General features: G+C 44.7%; 20 protein-coding genes. 18 read left to right on the top strand and 2 right to left on the bottom strand.

Translation table 11 applies throughout. The features are described from left to right. Positions 1-380 precede the first annotated feature (380 nt). From ACDJ59_RS07515 to ACDJ59_RS07530, 4 genes are read left to right on the top strand one after another with little or no spacing between them, the layout of a single operon-like run. Positions 381-1,628: a methyl-accepting chemotaxis protein gene (locus tag ACDJ59_RS07515; RefSeq protein WP_413408166.1), complete on the top strand. Its 1,248-nt coding sequence runs from the start codon at positions 381-383 to the stop codon at positions 1,626-1,628. Between the two features lie 33 nt (positions 1,629-1,661). Continuing rightward, positions 1,662-1,970: a hypothetical protein gene (locus ACDJ59_RS07520; RefSeq protein WP_413408167.1), complete on the top strand. Its 309-nt coding sequence runs from the start codon at positions 1,662-1,664 to the stop codon at positions 1,968-1,970. A gap of 24 nt (positions 1,971-1,994) precedes the next feature. Beyond that, positions 1,995-2,420 (top strand): chemotaxis protein CheW, encoded by a 426-nt coding sequence (locus tag ACDJ59_RS07525; protein ID WP_413408168.1) that lies wholly within the window; start codon positions 1,995-1,997, stop codon positions 2,418-2,420. 14 nt (positions 2,421-2,434) lie between these two features. Continuing rightward, positions 2,435-4,450 carry a chemotaxis protein CheW gene (locus tag ACDJ59_RS07530; RefSeq protein WP_413408169.1) on the top strand — a complete coding sequence of 672 codons (2,016 nt, stop codon included), beginning with the start codon at positions 2,435-2,437 and terminating at the stop codon, positions 4,448-4,450. Positions 4,451-4,548: 98 nt separating this feature from the next. On the opposite strand, the gene ACDJ59_RS07535 is transcribed toward ACDJ59_RS07530, so the two are convergent. Continuing rightward, entirely contained in the window at positions 4,549-5,433 is an 885-nt protein-coding gene (locus ACDJ59_RS07535; protein WP_036672843.1) for a LysR family transcriptional regulator, read from the bottom strand. Between the two features lie 112 nt (positions 5,434-5,545). Between ACDJ59_RS07535 and zwf the strand changes: the two genes are divergently transcribed. From zwf to ACDJ59_RS07575, 8 genes are all read left to right on the top strand, one after another. After that, positions 5,546-7,069, top strand: a complete 1,524-nt coding sequence (zwf, locus tag ACDJ59_RS07540) for a glucose-6-phosphate dehydrogenase (RefSeq protein ID WP_127549457.1) — start codon at positions 5,546-5,548, stop codon at positions 7,067-7,069. A 36-nt stretch (positions 7,070-7,105) separates the two neighbouring features. Beyond that, positions 7,106-7,771 (top strand): fructose-6-phosphate aldolase, encoded by a 666-nt coding sequence (fsa, locus tag ACDJ59_RS07545; protein ID WP_036613461.1) that lies wholly within the window; start codon positions 7,106-7,108, stop codon positions 7,769-7,771. Between the two features lie 60 nt (positions 7,772-7,831). Beyond that, a complete protein-coding gene (gene gndA, locus ACDJ59_RS07550; protein ID WP_413408171.1) occupies positions 7,832-9,250 on the top strand; it encodes an NADP-dependent phosphogluconate dehydrogenase in 1,419 nt (472 codons plus the stop codon). A gap of 246 nt (positions 9,251-9,496) precedes the next feature. Beyond that, positions 9,497-10,600 carry a metallophosphoesterase gene (locus tag ACDJ59_RS07555; RefSeq protein ID WP_413408172.1) on the top strand — a complete coding sequence of 368 codons (1,104 nt, stop codon included), beginning with the start codon at positions 9,497-9,499 and terminating at the stop codon, positions 10,598-10,600. 333 nt (positions 10,601-10,933) lie between these two features. Beyond that, complete coding sequence (gene licT, locus ACDJ59_RS07560) at positions 10,934-11,788, top strand: BglG family transcription antiterminator LicT (protein ID WP_036613466.1); 855 nt, start codon at positions 10,934-10,936, stop codon at positions 11,786-11,788. A 132-nt stretch (positions 11,789-11,920) separates the two neighbouring features. Then, on the top strand, positions 11,921-13,840 hold the full coding sequence (locus ACDJ59_RS07565) for a beta-glucoside-specific PTS transporter subunit IIABC (RefSeq protein ID WP_413408174.1): 1,920 nt from the start codon (positions 11,921-11,923) through the stop codon (positions 13,838-13,840). A 49-nt stretch (positions 13,841-13,889) separates the two neighbouring features. Then, entirely contained in the window at positions 13,890-15,353 is a 1,464-nt protein-coding gene (locus ACDJ59_RS07570) for a glycoside hydrolase family 1 protein (protein ID WP_413408176.1), read from the top strand. Between the two features lie 167 nt (positions 15,354-15,520). After that, positions 15,521-16,087: a 5' nucleotidase, NT5C type gene (locus tag ACDJ59_RS07575; RefSeq protein WP_413408177.1), complete on the top strand. Its 567-nt coding sequence runs from the start codon at positions 15,521-15,523 to the stop codon at positions 16,085-16,087. A 9-nt stretch (positions 16,088-16,096) separates the two neighbouring features. Here the strand turns inward: ACDJ59_RS07575 and ACDJ59_RS07580 are convergent, their stop codons facing one another. After that, the gene (locus ACDJ59_RS07580; RefSeq protein ID WP_413408179.1) at positions 16,097-16,960 is read right to left on the bottom strand and encodes a helix-turn-helix domain-containing protein; all 864 of its coding nucleotides are present in this window, start codon (positions 16,958-16,960) and stop codon (positions 16,097-16,099) included. Between ACDJ59_RS07580 and ACDJ59_RS07585 the strand changes: the two genes are divergently transcribed. The 6 genes from ACDJ59_RS07585 to ACDJ59_RS07610 all read left to right on the top strand — a co-directional run bounded on the left by ACDJ59_RS07585 (position 16,959) and on the right by ACDJ59_RS07610 (position 22,906). Beyond that, positions 16,959-17,129: a hypothetical protein gene (locus ACDJ59_RS07585; protein WP_413408181.1), complete on the top strand. Its 171-nt coding sequence runs from the start codon at positions 16,959-16,961 to the stop codon at positions 17,127-17,129. The genes ACDJ59_RS07580 and ACDJ59_RS07585 overlap by 2 nt on opposite strands. A 94-nt stretch (positions 17,130-17,223) precedes the next feature. After that, positions 17,224-19,845, top strand: coding sequence for a family 78 glycoside hydrolase catalytic domain (locus tag ACDJ59_RS07590; RefSeq protein ID WP_413408183.1), 2,622 nt, complete (start codon positions 17,224-17,226; stop codon positions 19,843-19,845). A 115-nt stretch (positions 19,846-19,960) separates the two neighbouring features. After that, positions 19,961-20,437, top strand: coding sequence for a putative immunity protein (locus tag ACDJ59_RS07595; RefSeq protein WP_413408185.1), 477 nt, complete (start codon positions 19,961-19,963; stop codon positions 20,435-20,437). Next, positions 20,412-20,951: a GNAT family N-acetyltransferase gene (locus ACDJ59_RS07600; RefSeq protein WP_413408186.1), complete on the top strand. Its 540-nt coding sequence runs from the start codon at positions 20,412-20,414 to the stop codon at positions 20,949-20,951. The genes ACDJ59_RS07595 and ACDJ59_RS07600 overlap by 26 nt, the downstream gene beginning before the upstream one ends. A 71-nt stretch (positions 20,952-21,022) precedes the next feature. After that, positions 21,023-22,180 carry an acyltransferase gene (locus tag ACDJ59_RS07605; protein WP_413408188.1) on the top strand — a complete coding sequence of 386 codons (1,158 nt, stop codon included), beginning with the start codon at positions 21,023-21,025 and terminating at the stop codon, positions 22,178-22,180. Between the two features lie 165 nt (positions 22,181-22,345). Continuing rightward, on the top strand, positions 22,346-22,906 hold the full coding sequence (locus ACDJ59_RS07610; protein ID WP_413408190.1) for a shikimate kinase: 561 nt from the start codon (positions 22,346-22,348) through the stop codon (positions 22,904-22,906). Positions 22,907-22,940 lie beyond the last annotated feature (34 nt).

The raw sequence follows: 22,940 nt of genomic DNA on the forward strand, positions 1-22,940 counted from the left end.
ATAATTTTTTGTGTGGAAAATGATATTTGTTAGACGTAAGAACTATATAACTTCTTGTATAAATAAAAGAAGATCATGTCACATGAAATTTTGTATGGAGATGTATGTGTAAGTCAATGCAGAATGTTGATTATACGTATATATGTAAATGGAAAAATCAATTTAATAGGTAAAAAGTATAAATTATATTAAAAAGAAGATTCTTTATATCTGAAATAAAAATTCATAATAGTGCATATTTATAGAAATAAAAATCTCCTATTCAGTTTTAATATATTTATGTCGAAATAGATCGTAAGTTGTCTGGAGCGCGACCTTGAGAAGGGTTTACTAAGCGTTATATACATAACTGGACACTACGATGACTAGGAGGAGATTACATGAAGTGGTTTGGAAATTTGAAAACAGCAACAAAGATTATCTCAGCGTTTTTAATTGTGTCGATAATCCTTGCGGCGCTTGGCGTCTACTCTGTAGTAACATTGAGAAGTACGAATGAACGAATGCAAGAGATGTATAACAACAATCTAATCTCTGTCAAAGAATTATCCTCTGCTCAGATTGATTATCAAAGAATGCGTGTGAACGTGCGTGATTTAAGCTTCGAAACCGTCGAAACCGAAAAAACTCGGATCACGGAGAACATCGCTTCGATCCGTCAGAGTGTGAATGATCGCCTGACCATCTATCGTCCTCTTGCAACAACCCCTGAAGAAATAGAATTACTCCGTAATTTTGCTGCAGAATATCCTGGATATTTAACAATGTTTGAACGAGCAACTAATCTGGCTGTCGCAGATGATCAAAGTGCCTTTAATACCTATCTTAAATCTGAGCTTAAACCACAAGGCGACAAGATTGTTGTGCTCCTTACCAATTTGATCGACCTTAACGAAAGTTTGGCTGAACAGGCGAATATACAATCTCAGGTTGCCTATTCACAAGCATTTAAAGTAACGATAATTCTTGTGGTTCTGTCCGTACTCTTCAGTATCCTCATTGGATATATCATCTCTCGCTCCATTTCGAAACCACTCATGGCCATGCTGGGTCTAGCTACGGAAGTTGCCAACGGAAATCTGACCCTTAAGTCAGACATCTCCAGCAAAGATGAAGTGGGTCAACTAGCCGCGGCACTGAATCGGATGGTTGATAATTTGAAAGAGTTAATTAACAATATCGTGATGAACTCCCAAAGTGTTGCTGCTTCTTCGGAACAGATCTCAGCCAGCACACAGGAAATTGCGAGTACCAGCACGAGCCAATCCAGTGAGGCAGGAAATATCTCCGAGTTGTTCAAGGAGCTTTCACTTGCCATTAACTCCGTCGCTGCAAGTGCGGAAGAAGCGGCTGAACTGTCCAACGATACGGTGAAGACTGCCCGTGAAGGTGGACTTGTTGTACAGACTTCGTTGGAAGGTATGCAAGCTGTTAATACAAAAATGACCAAGCTTGAAGATGATTCTCGTAAAATCGGTGACATCATTGAAGTGATTGACGATATCGCTGAGCAGACCAATCTGCTCGCGCTGAATGCTGCAATTGAAGCGGCACGTGCCGGAGAACAAGGACGAGGATTCGCTGTAGTTGCAGATGAAGTCCGGAAGCTTGCCGAACGAAGTGGCTAGGCGACCAAAGAAATTACAGCCATCATCAAAGCAATGCAGGAAAACACGAGACAAAGTGTGCAAGCCGTAGCAGCCAGTGTTGAGCAGTCTTCCATGACGGGACAGGCGTTTGATCAGATCATTGATATGGTCAATAACTCTTCACAGAAAGTAAACGAAATTGCTGCTGCATGTGAAGAAGAAGCAGCCCAAGCCGCAGAGGTGATGAGCTCTGTTGAATCCATCTCGGCTTCCAGTGAGGAATCCGCTGCAGCGTCTGAAGAGACAGCGGCAACATGCCAGTCTTTGGCACATCTGGCGGAAGAACTGGCGAATTCGGCAGCGGCCTTCAAAACAAATTAATTAAATTGAATTGAGGGTGAATCGATGTCTTCACTTCAGAAGGAACAATATATTGAACTGTCTGTAGGTGCAGAGACCTGCGCCATTCGAATCGAAGAAATTCACGAAATTATTAAAATGCTCAGCATTACAGATATCCCATTTAGCCGTCCTGAGATCAAAGGGGTAGTCAATCTGCGTGGCAAGGTTGTATGTGTGATGAGCTTGCGGAATCTGCTGGGTATGCCAGATGAACCGGACAACAGAGCGACTCGTATTATCGTAGTTCGACATCAGGAAGAATATATTGGCTTGATCGTGGACCGCGTGAACAAGGTAACCACATATTCCGAAATACATCCGCCAACCGGCGGATATGGTCGTAACCGTGAAGGTTTATTCCATGGTGTGGGTCAACAGAAAGACAAGCTTGTGGGCATTTTGAAACTGGACGAAATATTGGGCGGTTAGGGAGGTATATACGAATGATGGATTTGTCTGCCTACCGTGACATCTTTATCGAAGAACTGAATGATCAACTGGAACGTATGGATCAGTCTTTACTGGCATTGGAGCTTTCACCTTCTGTTGAACTGGTTCAGACGCTGTTTCGGGCAGCCCATACCATCAAGGGATCGGCATCCACAATGGATTTTCGTGAATTAAGCGATCTCACGCATGAAGTGGAGTATGCCCTTGAATGGGTCCGGGAGAAAAAACCGGAGATGACTTCGGAGCTAATTGATACGTTGTTCCGCTCTTTGGACGCCATGAAGGTGCTTCGTGATCAGTACATCCGTGGGGAAGCCTATGCAGATTTTCGAGCGGTAGTACGAGAAATAAAGGATTTAATTCAGACCGCGGCAGTAGTCGGGCAACTTAAAGTACCTCAATTGCAACCAGCAGAATCGATTGTGGCACAGGTGGCTATAGTGTCAGGCAAGCAGTTATTGTCCATTCATATCGTGCTGGAGCAGAAGTGCATGATGAAAGCGGCCAGATATCATATTTTACGACAACGCATTGAGGACATCTGTGGTACGGTTGTCGCTACTTCGCTCATGGAGAGCCAACCGGGCGCGCAGAATGAAGATGATCATTATGGTCAGTTCATCATCATCGTAGCAACGTCGAAGGATCCCCAGCAGCTTAAGGCAGAGCTGTCTTCAGACTCGGATATTCATATGCTGGAGATAGATCCATATCTGCTGGAATCCAATGAGGTTGCAGCGACTTCTGCACCACTTGAATTAATCTCTGAAACAGTGCAATCGAAACAAAGCTTGCCTACCGTGAATACAACTGGGCCGGATGAGAAAGTGAAAGCTGCGCAACCTACAGTTCGTGTGAGTGTTGAGCGTCTGGACCATTTGATGAATTTGGTCGGTGAACTGTTAATTGATCAAACATCCCTTGCAGATCTGAGTGGATCGGGTGCGCGTAAGGAGTCTTCAACACTCATCCGGAGTATTAGTGGTGTATCCGATCATATGAACAGGGTAATCAAGGAACTCCAAGAAGGTGTGATGAAGACACGGATGTTACCCATTGATCAACTATTCAGTCGCTTCCCGAGATTGGTTCGTGACCTATCACAGAAGCTGGGTAAGGATCTGGAACTGGTTATTCAAGGTGGAGAGACTGAGCTTGACCGGATGATTATTGAAGAATTGAGTGACCCGCTGATCCATCTCATCCGCAACAGTGCAGATCACGGCATTGAAAGTGCAGAGGTTCGGGCGGAGAACGGTAAGCCGTCCAAAGGACGTATTACATTAACTTCGTTTCATGAAGAAAATCATGTTGTCATTCGTTATTCGGATGATGGCAAAGGTATCGATGGTGAGAAGATCAAAGCTTCCGCCTTGGGCAAAGGTATCATTAGTAAGGAACAGGCTGCACGCCTAACAACACAGGAAGCTGTCCATCTCATATTTGAGCCTGGTTTCTCCACGGCTTCTTCTGTCAGTGAAGTATCAGGACGCGGCGTTGGAATGGACATCGTGCGTAGTCAGATCGGGCGACTCAACGGTATCATTGATATTGATACGGAGGTTGGTGTGGGTACCACGTTTACGATTCGTCTACCACTCACACTGGCGATTATTAAAGGTCTGTTAGTCAAAGTGTCGGGCCGTGTGCTGATCTTGCCGATGTATAATGTTGCTGAGATTGTTCGAATTTCACCTGAAGATATTCAGATGATCCAGGGGCAACAAGCGATCCTGAATCATGGACGAATTGTACCTTTTCACCGACTGTGCGACAGGCTCAACTATCCACGAACGGACCGTAAATCCAAAACCATTCCTTTGGTGATCGTGCGTTCCGTTGATAAAATTGCAGCTTACGCAGTAGATGAGATTATAGGAAATCAGGAAGTCGTTATTAAGACGCTAGGTACGTATCTGGGAGCGATGAACCATCTGTCTGGAGCAACGATCCTTGGTAATGGTAAGGTTGCCCTTATATTGGACGCGTCCTATCTGGTGAGTCTTTAATCGTTAGATAAACACATACATTATGCAGGCCAAAGAGCCTCATCCTCCATAACTGGACGGTGGGGCTCTTTGTTGTACCTTTTGACATTGTGACCAACTCAGGATTTGAAAATGAGATCCATAAACCGGTTGGCAGCCAGAGAAATCGGCATATTGCGTTTGGTCATAATCCCCACATGGGAAGGGGGGAGCGGGACATCAAGCTGAATTTCGAAGAGAGAACCTTCCTCCAGCTCTTTGGATATAAATTCACGTGTAACATAGGAAATCCCCAGTCCTCGACGCGCAAACTCAATCAACAGATCAACACTACCGACCTCAATCTCAGGTTTCAACGTGTAATTATAGCTGTTAAACAACTCGGTTATAGCCATCCGAACCCGGCTGTTTCGGGAGAAGAGAATCAGTTGATGCTCCAGAAGCATCTCAAGTGTCATGACTTTCCCCTTCAACTGAGCATAACGTTCCCCGGCTACAAAACAGTCCTTCAACTGAATACTTTCCCTGACTTCTAGCTGTGGATCAACAATGGGCATCCGAACAACACCAAGATCAATCTTGCCTTCTTTCAAAAAGGTAATCACTTCCGGCGTGGTTCCATGACTCAGATGTAGCTTGATGTTAGGGTACAAGGTGTGGAATTCCTCTAGATACGCCAGCATGTAATGCTTGAACAGGGAGTCACTGCCACCAATCCGGAGTTCACCATTGTCGAGATTCTTCAGTGCGGCCATTTTTTCTTCCGCAAGTGAGATCAGAATCTGGGATTGTTCAATATAGGAGTATAGACTGGCACCTTCCTGTGTCAACGCTACACCCTTGGAATTTCGATAAAACAAGGTAAGACCAAAGCTCTCTTCCAATTGTTTAATGGCATGACTGACGCTGGGTTGAGTGATATACAGTGCTTTCGCAGCCTGTGTCAAACTTCCCGTTTTGGCGGCCCAATAAAAGACTTTATATAGTTCGTAATTTGTAGTCATAGATGTGGTCTATAGCTCCTGTGAAATATATTAATTACTTGTATAGCTATAAAACGTATTATAGTGTAACTACAACAAAGAAACCAGAGTTACTTGGAAGGAGAACGGTAAGATGGAACCAACTACCATTGTTTTATTTGGTGCAACTGGCGATTTAGCCAAAAGAAAAATATATCCTGCCTTATATAACTTATATCTTGAGCAGAAGCTTCCTGAAACCTTCTCATTGATTGGTCTGGGGCGTAGAGATTGGTCTGATGAATTCTTTCAGGCACAAGTGGAAAAATCATTAAATGAATTTTCCAGACGCCAAGCTGATCCTGAAGTTGTGAAGTCATTTGTGAAAGCTTTCCGCTACAGTGTATTGAATATAAGCCATAAGGAAGATTATATAAAGCTGTTGGGATTAGTTGAACAAAGAGAAGCTGAGCTTGGCATTCCGTCCAATCGCTTGTTTTATCTCTCGGTTGGTCCGGAATTTTTCGAACCGATTGCCGAGAACATTCAAGAAAGTGGACTGGGTTCCACAGAGGGATGGAAACGCCTCGTTATCGAGAAGCCATTTGGTCACGATCTACAGTCTGCGAGAGACCTTAATCGCAAATTAAGCGAATCGTTCACGGAGGAAGAGATTTATCGGATTGACCACTATTTGGGCAAACCGATGGTACAGCGTCTGGAGACGTTGCATCAGAGTAACCCAATCATGAAGGCGTTATGGAACAACCGTTACATCTCCAATGTACAAATTACGGCGAATGAGACTGTAGGTGTCGAAGAACGTGCATCCTATTATGATCATGTTGGTGCAGTGCGAGACATGTTCCAGAATCATATGTTGCAATTGCTCATGATGATGGCGATCCAGCTTCCATACAACAGTACTTCCGAAAAAGTTGGATTGAAGAAAAAACACATTATGGAATCGATCCAGCCGTTACAAAAACAAACTGTGGGCGCAAACATCATCCGTGGACAGTATGCAGCAGGCAACATTCAAGGTAAACCGGTAAATGCGTATACTGCTGAACCGGGTGTAGCCGAGAATACGATGAATGACACATTCATTGCTGCCAAATTGCAAATTGATGATTTCTTCTGGCGTGGTGTTCCGTTTTACATTCGCACGGGTAAAAGAATGAAGGAGAAATCAACACGTATCGTGATTGAATTCAAAGAACCTTCAGGACAGACAAATGTGCTGAAAAACAAAGGTTCCAAACCAAACCTGCTCGTCATTGAGATGAGTCCGGATCAGAGCATGACATTGCAACTGAATGCAAGTGATCCTGAGAATAAAGGTGAATTCAAACCGGTTCATATTGATCTTTCTCCAGACAAAGGTGACCTCGCGGAGGCTTACGAGAATCTGATTCGTGATGCTTTGCTGGGTGATCCAACCTTCTTTGCCCACTGGGATGAAGTAGAATTGTCATGGGCATGGGTGCAGCCAATTCTGGATGCATTCCAGGAAAATCTGTTGCCACTTCACCTGTATCCTGCGGGTAGCTATGGACCGGTTGAATCAGATGTTATGCTTGAAGAAGAAGGTCACCACTGGTGGTTTGATGAGCCGGCGGATCAGGAGTCTGTAGTTACAAATAGCATACCCTTGGCGGTTAATGCGAATCTCTAAACCAAAATAAATAATATATCCGGAGGTAATTTAATCATGAAATTTTTTATCGATACAGCTAACGTGGAAGATATCCAAAAAGCATACAAAATCGGCGTATTGTCTGGCGTAACAACAAACCCATCTTTGGTAGCCAAAGAAGGCGTGAAATTCGAAGATCGTATTGAAGAAATCTTGCGTTTGGTACCTGAAGTGGAGTCCGTTTCTGCGGAAGTGACACCAGATGCCCTTACTGCTGAAGAAATGATCGCGCAAGCAGACGAATTGATCAAAATTAACAACAGCGACAAAAACATCACGATTAAATTGCCAATGACACTTGCAGGACTTGAAGCTTGCCGTTACTTGACTAAAAAAGGTGTGAAAACCAACGTAACGTTGATCTTCACTGTGAACCAGGCTCTCCTGGCTGCTCGTGCTGGTGCGACATATGTATCCCCATTCCTGGGACGTCTTGATGATATCTCCGAGGATGGCGTACAATTGGTTACCAAAATTGCTGAATTGTTCCGTACACATAACTTGGATGCACAGATTATTGCGGCTTCTGTAAGACATCCGGATCACGTTACACGTGTAGCGATGGCTGGAGCACATATTGCTACTGTTCCATTCTCCGTCATTGAACAAATCTCCAAACACCCACTGACAGATCAAGGTATGGACAAATTTGCAGCTGACTGGAAAAAAACAGTACAATAATCTATAACCATTCATTCGTTTCAACTTACTATATAAATAATGGAGTATTGGGAGGACATAATGAGTAAACAACAGATTGGTGTTATTGGATTGGCAGTAATGGGTAAAAACCTGGCTTTGAATATTGAAAGCAAAGGTTTCTCGGTAGCGGTATTTAACCGTTCCCCGGAGAAAACGAACGATCTTCTGAAAGAAGCAGAAGGTAAAAACCTGACAGGTGCGTTCACGATTGAAGAATTCGTGGAATCCCTGGAGTCTCCGCGTAAAATTCTGATCATGGTGCAAGCAGGAAAAGCAACAGATGCAACGATCGAGCAACTGCTTCCTCATCTGGATCAAGGCGACATTATTATCGATGGAGGTAATGCTTACTTCCCTGATACACAACGTCGCAGTAAAGAACTGGAAGAAAAAGGTTTCCGCTTCATCGGAGCAGGTGTATCCGGTGGTGAAGAAGGCGCACTGAAAGGCCCGGCAATCATGCCAGGCGGCCAGGAAAGTGCTTATCAGTTGGTAGAACCGATCCTTACAGCGATCTCCGCTAAAGTTGGCGATGACGCTTGTAGCACATATATCGGACCAGACGGTGCCGGACACTATGTGAAAATGGTGCATAACGGTATTGAATACGGAGATATGCAGTTGATTGGTGAAGCTTATCACTTGCTCAAATCCGTATTGAACGTTTCCGTTGAAGAGTTGCATGAGATCTTCACCGAGTGGAATCAAGGGGAGCTGGACAGCTACCTGATCGAAATCACGGCAGATATCTTCTCCAAATACGATTCAGAAACAGGTAAACCAATGGTTGACGTCATTCTGGACGCGGCTGGACAAAAAGGAACAGGTAAATGGACAAGCCAAAGTGCGCTGGATCTCGGCGTACCATTGTCCATGATTACGGAATCCGTATTCTCCCGTTTCCTCTCTGCGATGAAGGACGAGCGTGTAGCAGCTAGCAAAATCCTGAATGGACCAGCAACTGAAGCGTTCTCCGGCGACAAAAAAGCGTTCATCGAGAACGTGCGTAAAGCATTGTTTGCAAGTAAAATCGTATCCTATGCACAAGGATTTGCACAAATGCGTGCAGCTTCCGATGAATACGGCTGGGATCTGAAGTACGGTAACATTGCCATGATATTCCGTGGTGGTTGCATCATCCGTTCGCAGTTCTTGCAAAACATTAAAGAAGCATATGACAAAGATGCAGAACTCAAAAACTTGCTGCTTGATCCTTACTTCCAAAACATCGTTGAATCTTATCAAGGTGCATGGCGTGAAGTTATAGCGGCTGCTGTAAAACAAGGTATTCCGGTACCTGGCTTCTCCAGCGCTCTTTCTTACTACGACAGCTACCGTACAGAGCGTTTACCAGCAAACTTGCTGCAAGCACAACGTGACTATTTCGGTGCTCACACATTCAAACGTGTGGACAAAGAAGGTTCATTCCACTTCCAGTGGATGGACACTAACGAGTAATTTTAATTCCGAAAATATAGCATTCCTGCAGTTATCCTTGAATTTAACTATTCAGGGCGGCTGCGGGAATGCTTTTTCTGGTTAATGGTTCGAATTTGAATATCATTAAATTGTAATAAAATGTACGAATCTGGGTTTGGCAAACAGATGATCTGACCCTTCAACTGCGTTATACTTGTTCAGACGGAACTACATCCGTGATGAAAATTCAGAATACAACTTATTGACGTGGAGGTTAGACCGGGCATGTTTGTATTAGCGGGTATATTGTTTTTGGTCGTATACGGTTTATTAGTGTTCTACATAGGCTGGAGCGGTTGGAGTTGGATGAAACCAGTTGTGTCCGCCAGATTTCGATGGTTTTATATTATTGCGCTTGTATTCCTTGCTGTTTCCTTCATTCTTGCACGGGTATTTGGAAGCATCTCGTTCCTCGGTATCATCGGTTCTTACTGGCTGGCAATCTTTTCGTTGTTATTGCTGATCCTGCCCGTCGTTCACCTGACGATGTGGTTGCTGAGATTAACCCGTATTCCAAGACATCACACACAGAAGTGGGCAGGTGTCGTTACGCTGGTGTTATTAGTGTCCACATTAGGTTATGGAATTTTTAACGCTTACAGCCCGGTAGTGAGAATGTATAACATTCAGATTGATAAAAAAGTAGAAGGTGTAGACAAGCTCAACATTGTCATGGCTGCCGATATGCACTTTGGACTTCTGTCTGGCCCTGCACATGCCAAACGCATGGTGAAGGAAATTAATGCACTGAAGCCGGATCTAGTGCTGTATCCTGGAGATATTATTGATGACAATCTGGATATGTACCTCAATAGCGGAATTGCCGATATTATCAGTGAAATTCAGGCCCCATACGGTGTCTATGCTTCACTCGGGAATCACGATAAGTTTGATGGTCCGATTGAAGATCTGATTGCTGCGCTGGAGAAGAGCAACATGCAAGTTTTGTACGATGACAAGATCGTGCTGAATGACAAGATCACCCTCATTGGTCGGAAAGACCGAACAGAGAAGGATCGGGCAGAAGTAGCTACTTTAATGCAAGGCACTGATTTGACCCAACCGGTACTTATGATGGATCATCAGCCGTATGATCTGGATATTGCGGAGCAGAATAATGTAGATCTGGTCGTATCCGGTCACACCCACCGTGGTCAGATTGCCCCGGCTCAGTTCATTACACAAGCGATCTACGAGAATGATTGGGGTTATCTGCAAAAGGGCTCTATGCACTCCATCGTAACCTCAGGATTTGGCTTCTGGGGACCTCCAATTCGCACAAGTAGTCGTTCGGAGATTGTAAAGATTAATGTGACGTTCCAGCAATAATACGGTGGGCCCTTCGAGAGAAGGGTCTTTTTTGTTCGAAGCAAGTGATCAAGTGATGCTTATTGGTTGATTTCGTTTGAATCTGCTCCAAAATGTGAATACTAAAGCATATGCACCCTTAAACGTGGAAGCTTAGGGAAAAGACTCATGTGAGGGAATGAAGTGGAATAGCAATAGTAGTATTTTTGGGTTGACACCGTTTTCAGGTTATGATAAATTATATCCGAGGCTTGTTACCGGTAATGCGGGCAAAACCACTATGGAAATGATTTTATTATTTCTGTTTTGGTTTTGCCCTTTTTTATTCCTCAAAAAAAACCAGGTGGGTCCATAATGATTATTAAACAGATATTTAATAACAATATTGTCAGTACCGTGGATGACAAAAATCAGGAACTACTGATCCTCGGCCGGGGTATCGGATTTAAGTTCAAAGCAGGCGATGAGATTGATGAAGAGCGGATTGAGAAGGTATTTCGTCTTCAGGATGCATCGATTTATGAGAAATTCAAATCCATCGTAGCTGAAGTGCCGATTGAGATTCTGCAGGCAACCGATGATATTGTGACACTGGCACGAACGCAATTGAACAAAACCATCAGTGACGGAATCTATGTCTCGCTGTCTGATCACATACACTTTGCTGTTCAACGCTTGGAAAAAGGAATGATTACTCGTAATCCACTTTCTTGGGAAGTTCAGCACTTCTATAAGGCGGAGTATGATGTGGCCAGAGAAGCACTGACCTTGCTGAAGGAAAGACTGGATATTGAGTTTCCCAAAGATGAAATCTGTAATATTGCCTTACATTTCATCAATGCGGAAGTCAATGATTCCATGAACGATGTCACCCATCTGATGCAGCTGTTGCAGGAGATCATGAATATCATCAAATATCACTTCAACGTCGAATTGGATGAAGATAGCGTCAATTATTTCCGCTTCATCACCCATTTGAAATATTTCTGTCAGCGTGTCATTACACATTCTTCACATGATGATGCTGAGGAGTATTTATATGAAGTGGTTCGGAAAAACTATCCGGAGACATTCAAATGTATTGGCAAGATCGAGACTTTTATCCATAAGAACTATCAGTATGACATGACTCACTCTGAGCAGTTATATCTAACGCTCCATCTGGAACGTTTGATGAAAACCAAGCGGGACGAAAAGTCCACGCAATAGAATCAAATCACAACTGGATATACTATGGGCTTGTTACTGTTCAATCAGGCAATACCCGAATGAGATGGCGCCATCAATATGCGCTAGATTCGTTCGGGTATTTTTTATTGGAAAAATGAGGAGGAAAACATCATGAAACATCAGGAAACGGCGCAGGAAATCATTAAAGCCGTTGGGGGAACAAACAATATTAACTCAGTTTATCACTGCGTCACACGTTTGCGCTTTGATCTGAAAGATAACGAGAAAGTCGACAACGGCTCACTCAAGAAACTGGATAAGGTCATGGGAACAAATATTTCCGGAGATCAATTCCAGGTCATTATTGGTAATGATGTGGCAAAAGTATTCGATGCCATGGTGAAGGAAAATCCGGCAATCCAACAAAGTACAGAAAACAAAGAGCCAAAGTCGGATAAAAAACAAAATGTCGTGCTGAAAATTTTTGAAACAATCGCAGGTGTCTTTGCCCCGATGCTTCCAGCGATTACTGCGGCAGGTATGCTCAAGGGATTACTTGCACTATTTGTGTCCGTAGGTTGGATGTCTGCCGGAACGGATACGTATCGTATTCTTTCAGCCATCGGTGACGGCGTATTCCACTACCTGCCTTTACTGATTGCAGTCAGCGCTGCTCGTAAATTCGGCAGTAACCCGTTTGTTGCGATTGCACTAGGTACAGCACTGATGTACCCAGATATGACAGCATTGTTATCTAGCGGTGAATCGGTTGGATTTTTGGGAATCCCAGTTACAGCAGTAAGTTATGCTTCATCGGTTATTCCGATTTTACTCGCTGTTTGGTTGATGTCCTATGTTGAGAAATGGGTTGACCGCGTTATCCCTGCTGCACTCAAGCTGCTGCTTGTGCCACTGATTACCTTGCTTGTAATGGTTCCGGTAACGCTGATTGCGATCGGTCCATTGGGTACATTTGTAGGTAGCGGACTGTCTGGCGGCATCAACTGGCTGCTGAATGAAGGCGGATTGATTGCAGGTATTGTTCTTGGCGGCGCGATGGCGCTCATTATTATGACAGGAATGCACTATGCACTTGTGCCGATCATCCTGAGTAATATCGCTACACTGGGCTTTGATAAATTCTTGCCATTGACCTTTATCTCCAATATGGGTCAGGCTGGTGCAACACTCGGCGTATTCTTCCGGGCAAAAGATAAAAAACTTAAAACCGTGGCACTGTCTACGAGCTTCACCGCACTCATGGGTGTAACGGAGCCGGCTATGTACGGGGTTAACATGAAGTATAAAAAACCATTTGCCGCAGCGATGATTGGTAGTGCAGTGGGTGGCGGATTCGCACTTGCTTTTGGCGCGAAAGCGTATGTACTTGCGGGTAATGGTGGTCTCCCAGGACTTCCCTCCCTGATCGGACAGACCTTCTGGTATTCCTTTGGCGGCATGATTTTGGCCTTTATCGTGGGTGCAATCATGTCTACGATATTTGGTATCAAAGAAGAAGAAGGAGACGCTGAGGCGTTAGCTCAATTCTCACCGGGTGCTTCTACAGCACCAGCGAAAGTTGTTTCCAACGAAGCTGCAACCGTAAATGTGGACGACATGGGCGATCCAACACCAACGAGTGATGCAGTAGCTGTTGCACCGATGACAGGTAAATCCATCCCGCTCAAAGAAGTCAACGATCCAACATTTGGTGATGAATTGATGGGTAAAGGTGTGGCATTTGTTCCAACGGTGGGCGAATTGGTTTCTCCAGTGACAGGTACCATCATGAATGTGTTCAAAACAAAACATGCGATCGTTGTCCGCAGTGATAACGGAATGGAATTGTTGATTCATGTTGGAATTAACACGGTGAAGCTGCGTGGACAGTATTTTGATGCACATGTTGCTACAGGAGCACGTGTACAGGCTGGAGACAAGCTACTCACGTTTGAACTGGCCGAGATTGCAAAAGAATACGACATCACAACCGCTATGGTCGTTACCAATACGGCTGATTACAAGCAGGTTTTACCTGTGAAATTGGGCGAAATTACGATGGGTGAAGACGTATTGAAAGCTGAAATCTAAACGCTCTGTCTCAGGACTAACAATATCAACAGAAGAAGGAGAGATACGAATGATTAATCGACAAGGGTTTCCGGAAGGTTTTCTATGGGGCGGCGCTATTGCCGCCAATCAGGCTGAAGGTGGATTCGACGCTGGCGGCAAAGGATGGTCCACAGCGGACATGGTTCCTTATTTTGAGAAAAAGGATTATACCAATCTTAGAGAACTGATGCATGTCACCAGTGCAACGGTTGAGAAAGCAATGGCACATCATAGTGCGGAAGGTTATCCGAAACGTTACGGGATTGATTTTTATCACCGTTTCAAAGAGGATATTGCATTGTTCGCCGAGCTGGGCTTCAAGACCTTCCGACTGTCCATCAACTGGCCGCGTATTTTCCCGAATGGTTATGATGCCGAGCCAAATGAAGAGGGACTGCGCTTCTATGACGAAGTGTTCGATGAACTCCGGAAATACGATATCGAACCACTTGTAACCCTCTCGCATTATGAGATGCCTATGGCACTTGTTCTGAAATATAACGGCTGGGCTGGTCGCGAAGTGATTGGACATTTTGTAAGATATGCGGAAACCGTGATGAACCGATACAAGGACAAAGTAAAATACTGGTTGACGTTTAATGAGATTAATACGACCATTATTGAACCGTTCACAGGCGGCGGTATTATTGAAGACCGAGTTGAGAACACGATGCAGGCTTCTTATCAGGCACTTCATCATCAATTTGTAGCCAGCAGCCTGGTGACAGAGCAAGCACGTCAGATTAACCCGAATTTCCAGATCGGATGTATGCTTGCACGTATGATTCATTACCCGGCGACGTCGAAGCCAGAGGATGTGCTGCAAGCACAGATCGATAATCAGCTGAACCTGCTGCATACGGATGTACAAGTTCGTGGTAGTTATCCAACGTTTATGGCTCGGTATTGGGCAGAGAACGGGATTACCATTGCCATGGAACCTGGGGACGAGCAGATCCTGCGTGAGCACACGGTTGATTTCATCTCGTTCAGTTATTACACATCCTTGGTGTCCGCAGTGAACCCAGAGGAATATGGAGTAACTGGAGGCAACCTGTACAGTACAATTAAGAACCCGAATCTGGAGCGTACAGAGTGGGGCTGGCAGCTTGATCCGATCGGTCTGCGCGTTGCACTGAAAGAGCTGTATGACCGTTATCAACTGCCATTGTTTGTGGTAGAGAACGGCCTTGGCGCCAAAGATACCGTTGAAGCAGACGGTTCCATCAACGATGATTATCGTATTGATTATCTGAGAAAACATATCACACAAATGAAAGAAGCCGTTATGGATGGTGTGGACCTGATGGGATATACCAACTGGGGAGCGATTGATATCATCAGTGCATCCACTTCGGAAATGTCCAAACGTTATGGCGTGATCTACGTGGATCAGGATGACAACGGACAAGGCACATTGAATCGTTATAAGAAAAAGAGCTTTGGCTGGTACCAAAAAGTCATTGCCTCGAATGGCGAGAATTTGGAATAGATCAACTATATAGGCACCCCGGGCGTAGCATGTATTGCGGCGCCGGGGCGCCTTTTTTATATGATCAGGTGGTATTCTCATCAACGCTATTGGCATTTCAAGGTAAAAAAGATGACTACATAACATTCTGGATGGTATACTGTGATCGTATTGGGGGAGGGATAACCATGAAGAAGCCTATTATTGCTGTAGATATGGATGACACGATATGTCATTTGGTCAAGCGGGCTATATATCACAACAACCTCAACTTCCCGACCCATCCGTTGCGCTACGAGGATATGATTCATTGGGATACATCCCATTTGCGTCATCCAGAGAGCACGCATGATGTATTTTATGGCCGGCCGGGTCTGTTCGAGGAATTGGAGTTATACGACGAATATGTTGTAGATGAGATGCGAAAGCTGAACGATGCTTATGATGTTATTGTTGTGACGGCAGCAGAACCAAGAACAGTCGTTGAGAAGTGGAACTGGCTTCAGCAGCATATGCCTTTTATAACCGCAGAACAGTTTATTACATGCAAAAGAAAAAACCTGCTCAGCTTCGATCTGCTCATTGATGATGGAGCACATAACCTGATCCCCGCGCATGAGGATGGCAAAAAGGTCATATGTATCCCACATCCGTGGAATATACAGGAGCGTGAGCGATACAACTTTCCGTTGATGTCTTCATGGAAAGAGGCCAAGACATACATAGATGAAGTGTTACAAGTTGTTGGTGTCTGAAAGTAAATCTTATTGTCCAGAGTGCTGTGCTCTGGATTTTTTGCGATAGGCGAGAGGTGTTTCGCCTGTTATTTTTCTGAATGCAGCATAGAATGAATCCATATCCCGATAACCGACGAGCTCCGCAATCAGGCTGACTTTGTGCCCTGAACTCTTGAGAAGTTCGCAGCTTTTTTGTATACGAAGATGTTGCAGGTGGCTGCTAAAGGTCTGTCCGGTATGCCGTAGAAACATTCGTCCGATCTGCTTTTCGCTCCAGCCGGATACACGTACCAGATCAGACATCCGAATACGATTGCTTACGTGTTGCTTGAGATAATGAAGAATGTACTCAAAATCAGTGGAATGGATTTCTTCATCATGAACCTCTTGATTGAGTTGTCTGTAGGTCATCAATACCAGCTGGCTTACCAGGGTGTATAACATGGTAGACGAACCGATTCCCGGAACGGAGGATTCCCGATACAGCTTCACCATTAGTTCTTCAATCCGGTCGTTGTGATCCACAACGGATATATAAGGAACCTGATTTAGTGCCAGATCCATCAGATGTTGAATGATTTCTTTTTCCTGAATGATTGCTGTCAGCGTGTGGATCAATTCAGCATTAAATAAGCAATTATATATAATTAACGGATGCTCGGTTACGTTGGTGCTGACAGGACGAAAGACATGAGGAACGCCGACAGGAATGACAAACAGCATCCCCTTTGTCACCGGAATGACATCTTCACCGATATGATGAAAGCCCTTTCCTTCGGCAACGTAGCTATATTCAATAAAATCATGTGCGTGAAAAGGGAGTACAAAATCTTCAGAGCAACGATTGACAAAAAGTTGCAGATGATTATGCAGAAAGTATTCGCTTTTCATGAGTTGTACAGATGAATTCACAAGCAACCTCCTCTCACAGATGGCTGAATCACCGGATGAAATAGTCCTGATTACCGGGTATTTAGAGCAACAGGATCGATATAATTATATCGTAACCCCGAATGGGAAGCCAAGATGGAAAGGACGATCTGCTAATGTTCAACGTTAGTCACCTTCGCTGTGAATATAGATTCAATCCGATAGGCCTTGATGTCAAATCACCGAGATTAAGCTGGCAGTTACAGTCTGATCGTCGAAACTGCATGCAATCCGCATACCAGATCCAGCTGTCCATTTCAGAAGATTTTGATGAGATTGCATGGGATTCTGGCAAGATAAACACGGATCAATCCATACATGTGGAATTAAACCATTTTCAGCCTTCTCCGCGAAAGCGATACTACTACCGAATTCTGGCCTGGGATGATGCAGGAAGTGATTCGGGCTGGTCCGAAACGGCTTATTTCGAGATGGGACTGATGAATAGCAACAACCGATGGAAAGCGGAATGGATTACAGCTCAACCAGCGGACGATGCGGAACGGTCATGCCCGCGAATGCGAAAGCAGTTTAATGTGAAACAACCGGTTACGTCTGCGAGAATATATGTGACAGCACTTGGATTATACGAGTTGCATATGAACAACACAAGAGTAGGAGAAGATTATTTTACACCAGGCTGGACTTCTTATCGTAAGCGATTACAATATCAAACTTATGATGTTACCCACCTGCTTCAGGATGGACAGAATACTTTAGGTGCTAATCTGGGAGATGGCTGGTACCGAGGATATCTTGGCTGGAACAAAGAACGGGAGATATTTGGTTCAACGTCCGCATTGCTGCTGGAACTGCATATGAAATACGCAGATGGATCAGAGGAATGTATTATATCCAATGGGGATTGGACCGCTGCTCCTAGTGCCATTCGTATGTCGGACATCTATATGGGGGAGACGTATGATGCACAAATGGAGTCCGACTGGTCGGATTCATCTCAGACGAATTGGTCACCCGTGAACGTACTGGATCATCCCAAAGATATCATCGTTGCTCAGGAGAACGTACCCGTTACCCAAGTAGAACAGCTACAGCCAATCGCTTTGTTAACAACCCCACAGGGAGATCGTGTAGTAGACATGGGGCAGAATATGGTGGGATGGGTGAGATTCAGCATTCAAGGTGAGGCGGGTCAGACGGTTGAGCTGCACCATGCTGAGATATTGGATCATGAAGGCAACTTTTACACCGATAATCTTCGCGCCGCCAAGCAGTGTATTCGCTACACGTGCAAGGGGGATGGCGCGGAATCATTTGAACCACATTTTACGTTCCAAGGGTTCCGTTATGTGAAGCTGGTTGGCTTTCCGGAACACGTTCGTCTGGATGAATTCACCGGAATAGTACTGCACTCGAATATGGAGCAAACAGGTCAGTTCTCATGCTCCAGTCCGCTGGTAAACCAACTGCATCACAATATATTGTGGGGGCAAAAGGGGAATTTCCTGGATGTGCCGACAGACTGTCCACAGAGGGATGAACGGCTCGGATGGACCGGGGATGCACAGATGTTTGTCCGCACGTCCTCCTACCTGATGAATACGGCTCCCTTCTTCACCAAATGGCTGCGGGATCTGGAAGCGGATCAGGGAGAAGATGGAGGTATTCCATTCTTCGTTCCAGATCTGAGAGGTTCCACCTCAGAAGGGTGGGGAGACACCAGTCATTCTTCCGCCGCTTGGGGGGATGCAGCAGTTATCTGTCCTTGGACCATCTATGAGATGTATGGAGATGCCAGATTACTGGCCGAACAATATGAGAGTATGAAGCGGTGGGTTGAATACATTCACGTGCAGGGTGACAATCCGTACCTGTGGAACACGGGATTCCACTTCGGCGATTGGCTGGGACTGGACTCCAAGCCCGATAGTTATGTTGGCGCAACGGACACGGATTATGTGGCAACAGCATTCTATGCCTATTCGGTGTCGTTAACTCAAAAAGCGGCTGAGGCACTTGGAAAGAAAGACGATGCTGAATATTACAAGCAATTGCATACAAACATTGTTCATGCGTTTCGAAATGAATTCGTGACTCCAGCCGGCAAAATTGCTGTTCCTACGCAAACAGCGCATGTTCTTGCGCTTCAATTTGACCTGCTGGACGCGACTGCCCGAACTCGTGCTGTTGATCAATTGGCAAAACTCGTGAAAGAGGCGGGCAATCATCTTACTACAGGTTTCGTGGGCACACCTTATCTGAATCCGGTATTGAGTGATGCAGGTCTTCACGAATTGGCTTATACATTACTTTTTCAAGAGGATTATCCGTCCTGGCTATATCAGGTGACTCAAGGCGCAACGACCGTCTGGGAACATTGGGATGGGATCAAAGAGGATGGTAGTCTCTGGAGTGCTGATATGAACTCATTTAACCACTATGCGTACGGAGCGATTGGAGAATGGTTGTATCGTTATGTTGCTGGCATTCGGTCCGATGAACATCAGCCAGGATTCCGAATGGTACATATCGAGCCGCAACCCGGACCTGGACTGGATTGGGTGGAAGCGAGTCTGGAGACGATGTATGGTCAAGTTTCTTCAAGCTGGCACCGGCTGGCGGAGGGTGAAATGGAGATTCGGGTGCATATTCCTGTCAATACGAGAGGTACGGTACGTCTTCCTGGAGCAGGTGCACAGATCGTTTTGGAGCAAGGGAAACCGTTGAATCAGTTGGACCAGATGAGTGGAGTTCAGGATATTCAAAACATTGGAGACGATGTTGAAGTCTTACTGGGATCTGGGAGTTACCAATTTACGTACAAAGACACGGATGCGAAAAAGGATCGGGATGTTCAGGAGGCTACATTGACAGAGTCCGTATAATGATAGAATAAGCGGTAAGAGGTACACTTGAAGAGGATCTGCACACACGCAGGTCCTTTTTCGAACTTGTCTGAGAGTGAATTTGTAGTATTTGAACAATGAAAGGAGCATGATCATGGCAAAACCTGCATTCAAAGATGCACCTTTGCGCCGCGAAATAGAGGATTTGGCTAAGCAACAGGATCACCATACATTGGCCTGTTGGGCTGCGGAGTGTGCGGCACGTGTCTTGTATATATTTAAGAAGGAGAAGACGGATGATCTCCGCGCCCGTGATGCCATTGATGCAGGAAGAGGTTGGATCCGTGGAGAGATTACCATGGTTGATGCTCGAAAGGCGGCTTTTGCAGCTCATGCTGCTGCAAGGGAAGCCGATCATGTCGCTGCCTCTGCTGCATCTCGTGCGGCGGGACACGCAGCTGCAACTGCCCATGTGAAAGGCCATGCGGTACATGCCGCAACGTATGCAGTGAAAGCTGTCTTTTATGACTCTTTGATGGAAGAGCAAGAACGTCGTGTCCTGGAAGAGAGAACGTGGCAATATCAATATCTGTTGGGAGGTTGTAATGATCATGGGGAAAGAACAAGTTAGATTAATTAAACCATCACGAGCCTATAAGGATGCGTATTTGGCATTTTATGAAGACTGGGTCAGAAGTGGAGAATTGATGGTACCTTGGGTCATTTCCAAAGAGCCTTATGCGTTCGATGAGATGTTGGCGTTTTTGCAGCGCAATGAACAAGGGATCGACATCCCGGAGGGCTGGGTCAAAGACAGTACATATTGGCTGGTCACGGAGAGTCAACAAATCGTGGGTGCCGTGAATATAAGGCATGAGCTTAACGATAAATTGTTCAACAGTGGAGGACATATTGGATATGGTATTCGTCCAGGAGAGCGGCACAATGGCTATGGTTCCGAAATTCTCAGGCTTTCTTTGGAGAAAACGAGAGAGCTTGGAATTTCCATAGTATTGGTCGTATGTGATGCGGTTAATGAGCCTTCCAGAAGGGTTATCCTTCGAAATGGTGGCATTCGGGATGAAGACTATGTGGAGTCCAATGGCAACGTTGTTGAACGATTCTGGATAGAAAATGTCGAATAATGCAGAATAATGATGTAATATAACGAAAATAATATGGATTATGATTGTATTACCCTCGTGTGCTGATTAAAATGAAGCATAGAATCTGGATTGCGGCCGGAAACTATCATCCCATATCAGGCACAAGTGAGGTTATCTTTATGAATCAACCGGTTAATCGGCCCCGGCGAATTGAGTATCTGGATCTCTATCGTGCTTTTGCCATCATGGCAGTGGTAGCTATTCATGCAACTTCAACAGCAGTTGCGCATTACCCCAAGCATACATTAGATCATGATGTGTATTATTTCTGGAACACGTTTTTGCAATTTGCCGTTCCAGCGTTTCTGTTCCTGTCCTCCCTGGTCTTGTTCTACAACTACAGCTCCAAGGTGAATGAGAAGGGTTGGATGCTCGCTTTTTATAAGAAGCGTTTATTTAATGTGTTTGTACCTTATTTGGTGTGGTCCCTTATCTACTTTGCCATTAAACAGTTGCTTGCGGGCAAAGAACCTTTGACCCATGGTGTTCAATTTGCCAAACAATTAGTGATGGGAACCGCTCATACGCACTTGTACTTTTTTCTGATTATTCTTCAATTCTATATCGTTTTTCCATGGCTTCTGTCCCTTACACGCCACCGTTTGTTTAATCGTTATTTGCCATTATTCTTTATTGCTGGCCAAGCGATCTTCTATGCACTACATTTGCAGTTTCACTTTGAACGGACAGGAAGTTTGTTACCCAGTTATCTGATCGTGATTGGATTTGGCGCATGGGTTGGGTTGAACTTTGAGTGGGCATTGAACAAACTGTATACTCACCGTTATGTGCTCATAGCTGCGTTGATAGGTGGAGGTGCCATTTTTATATATGGTAATGCTTATATCAAAACCGCTTTTGCTGCATACCCGGTGGTAACCTATACTGTGCTGTTCCTGTTCCGTAATCTGTTTACCTTGTCAGCCTGCCTGCTCCTACTGATCTTTAGTGAACGAATCGGCACAGGAAAACATACCGAGGTTCGTAAAGCTACGCGTATTCTGGACTCCTTGGGTACAGTTGCGTTCGGTGTATTTTTAATGCACCCACTCGTACTGCTCTTCTGGAGGCGTGAATTCACAGATGAACTGGCTCGGCACTTCAGCGTAGGCATTATACTATCTTATATTGTGGCGCTCCTGATCTCATGGATCTGCGCAATGGGTTTGCGCCGGATGAAGTGGGGATGGGTACTGATCGGACGGTAAGTATAAATAAACATATGTAATTTAAGATAAGAGATTTCAAGCCCTCACGCCTTGAGGGAATCACTTGAAACCTCTTTTTTATTTGCCCTAAAGAAGGTATTATAGAGTTTAATGTCCATAAAATTGAATTAATAGAATGAACACTACCTTGTCAGGAGTGATCAAATGAAATTGGTGATTATTTTTGGTCCGCAGGCTGTGGGCAAAATGACGGTTGGGCAAGAACTGGAGAAGATAACAAAGCTTAAATTGTTTCATAACCATATGACCATTGAATTGGTGTCTCCTTATTTCAGCTATGGAACACCACAAGGCAAACGACTGGTTAATCTGTTCCGTCAAGAGATTTTTGAAGAAGTGGCGAAGAGTGATTTGCCGGGTCTGATTTTTACTTTTGTATGGGCGTTTGATTTGGCGAAAGACGGAGAGTACATTCGTCAAATCAGCGAGTTATTCGAATCTAATGGAGGACAGGTCTGTTATGTGGAACTGGAGGCTGATCCATCGGAAAGATTGGAGCGCAATAAAAGTCCGCATCGCTTGCTGCATAAGCCAACCAAGCGTGACATCGCGTGGTCTGAGCGAGATTTGCTTGATACGATGAAGCTTTATCGATTGAATTCGGAACCGGGGGAAATCACACATGAACACTACATACGGATTGATAACACACACAAGAGCCCGGATGAGGTGGCAAAGTTAATTCAGGAACGATTTAATTTGTAATCTATGAAACGTTTATCTTAGCAAAGTAGATACT

The sequence above is a fragment of the Paenibacillus amylolyticus genome (assembly GCF_047302515.1).
Classification (GTDB): Bacteria; Bacillota; Bacilli; order Paenibacillales; family Paenibacillaceae; genus Paenibacillus; species Paenibacillus amylolyticus_G.

What these genes read in the sequence shown, in the direction of transcription:
- ACDJ59_RS07515 (WP_413408166.1), top strand. Translation starts at nt 381, where the DNA reads ATGAAGTGGTTTGGAAATTTGAAAACAGCAACAAAGATTATCTCAGCG.
- ACDJ59_RS07520 (WP_413408167.1), top strand. Translation starts at nt 1,662, where the DNA reads ATGCAGGAAAACACGAGACAAAGTGTGCAAGCCGTAGCAGCCAGTGTT.
- ACDJ59_RS07525 (WP_413408168.1), top strand. Translation starts at nt 1,995, where the DNA reads ATGTCTTCACTTCAGAAGGAACAATATATTGAACTGTCTGTAGGTGCA.
- ACDJ59_RS07530 (WP_413408169.1), top strand. Translation starts at nt 2,435, where the DNA reads ATGATGGATTTGTCTGCCTACCGTGACATCTTTATCGAAGAACTGAAT.
- ACDJ59_RS07535 (WP_036672843.1), bottom strand. Translation starts at nt 5,433, where the DNA reads ATGACTACAAATTACGAACTATATAAAGTCTTTTATTGGGCCGCCAAA.
- zwf (WP_127549457.1), top strand. Translation starts at nt 5,546, where the DNA reads ATGGAACCAACTACCATTGTTTTATTTGGTGCAACTGGCGATTTAGCC.
- fsa (WP_036613461.1), top strand. Translation starts at nt 7,106, where the DNA reads ATGAAATTTTTTATCGATACAGCTAACGTGGAAGATATCCAAAAAGCA.
- gndA (WP_413408171.1), top strand. Translation starts at nt 7,832, where the DNA reads ATGAGTAAACAACAGATTGGTGTTATTGGATTGGCAGTAATGGGTAAA.
- ACDJ59_RS07555 (WP_413408172.1), top strand. Translation starts at nt 9,497, where the DNA reads ATGTTTGTATTAGCGGGTATATTGTTTTTGGTCGTATACGGTTTATTA.
- licT (WP_036613466.1), top strand. Translation starts at nt 10,934, where the DNA reads ATGATTATTAAACAGATATTTAATAACAATATTGTCAGTACCGTGGAT.
- ACDJ59_RS07565 (WP_413408174.1), top strand. Translation starts at nt 11,921, where the DNA reads ATGAAACATCAGGAAACGGCGCAGGAAATCATTAAAGCCGTTGGGGGA.
- ACDJ59_RS07570 (WP_413408176.1), top strand. Translation starts at nt 13,890, where the DNA reads ATGATTAATCGACAAGGGTTTCCGGAAGGTTTTCTATGGGGCGGCGCT.
- ACDJ59_RS07575 (WP_413408177.1), top strand. Translation starts at nt 15,521, where the DNA reads ATGAAGAAGCCTATTATTGCTGTAGATATGGATGACACGATATGTCAT.
- ACDJ59_RS07585 (WP_413408181.1), top strand. Translation starts at nt 16,959, where the DNA reads ATGAGTTGTACAGATGAATTCACAAGCAACCTCCTCTCACAGATGGCT.
- ACDJ59_RS07580 (WP_413408179.1), bottom strand. Translation starts at nt 16,960, where the DNA reads ATGAAAAGCGAATACTTTCTGCATAATCATCTGCAACTTTTTGTCAAT.
- ACDJ59_RS07590 (WP_413408183.1), top strand. Translation starts at nt 17,224, where the DNA reads ATGCAATCCGCATACCAGATCCAGCTGTCCATTTCAGAAGATTTTGAT.
- ACDJ59_RS07595 (WP_413408185.1), top strand. Translation starts at nt 19,961, where the DNA reads ATGGCAAAACCTGCATTCAAAGATGCACCTTTGCGCCGCGAAATAGAG.
- ACDJ59_RS07600 (WP_413408186.1), top strand. Translation starts at nt 20,412, where the DNA reads ATGATCATGGGGAAAGAACAAGTTAGATTAATTAAACCATCACGAGCC.
- ACDJ59_RS07605 (WP_413408188.1), top strand. Translation starts at nt 21,023, where the DNA reads ATGAAGCATAGAATCTGGATTGCGGCCGGAAACTATCATCCCATATCA.
- ACDJ59_RS07610 (WP_413408190.1), top strand. Translation starts at nt 22,346, where the DNA reads ATGAAATTGGTGATTATTTTTGGTCCGCAGGCTGTGGGCAAAATGACG.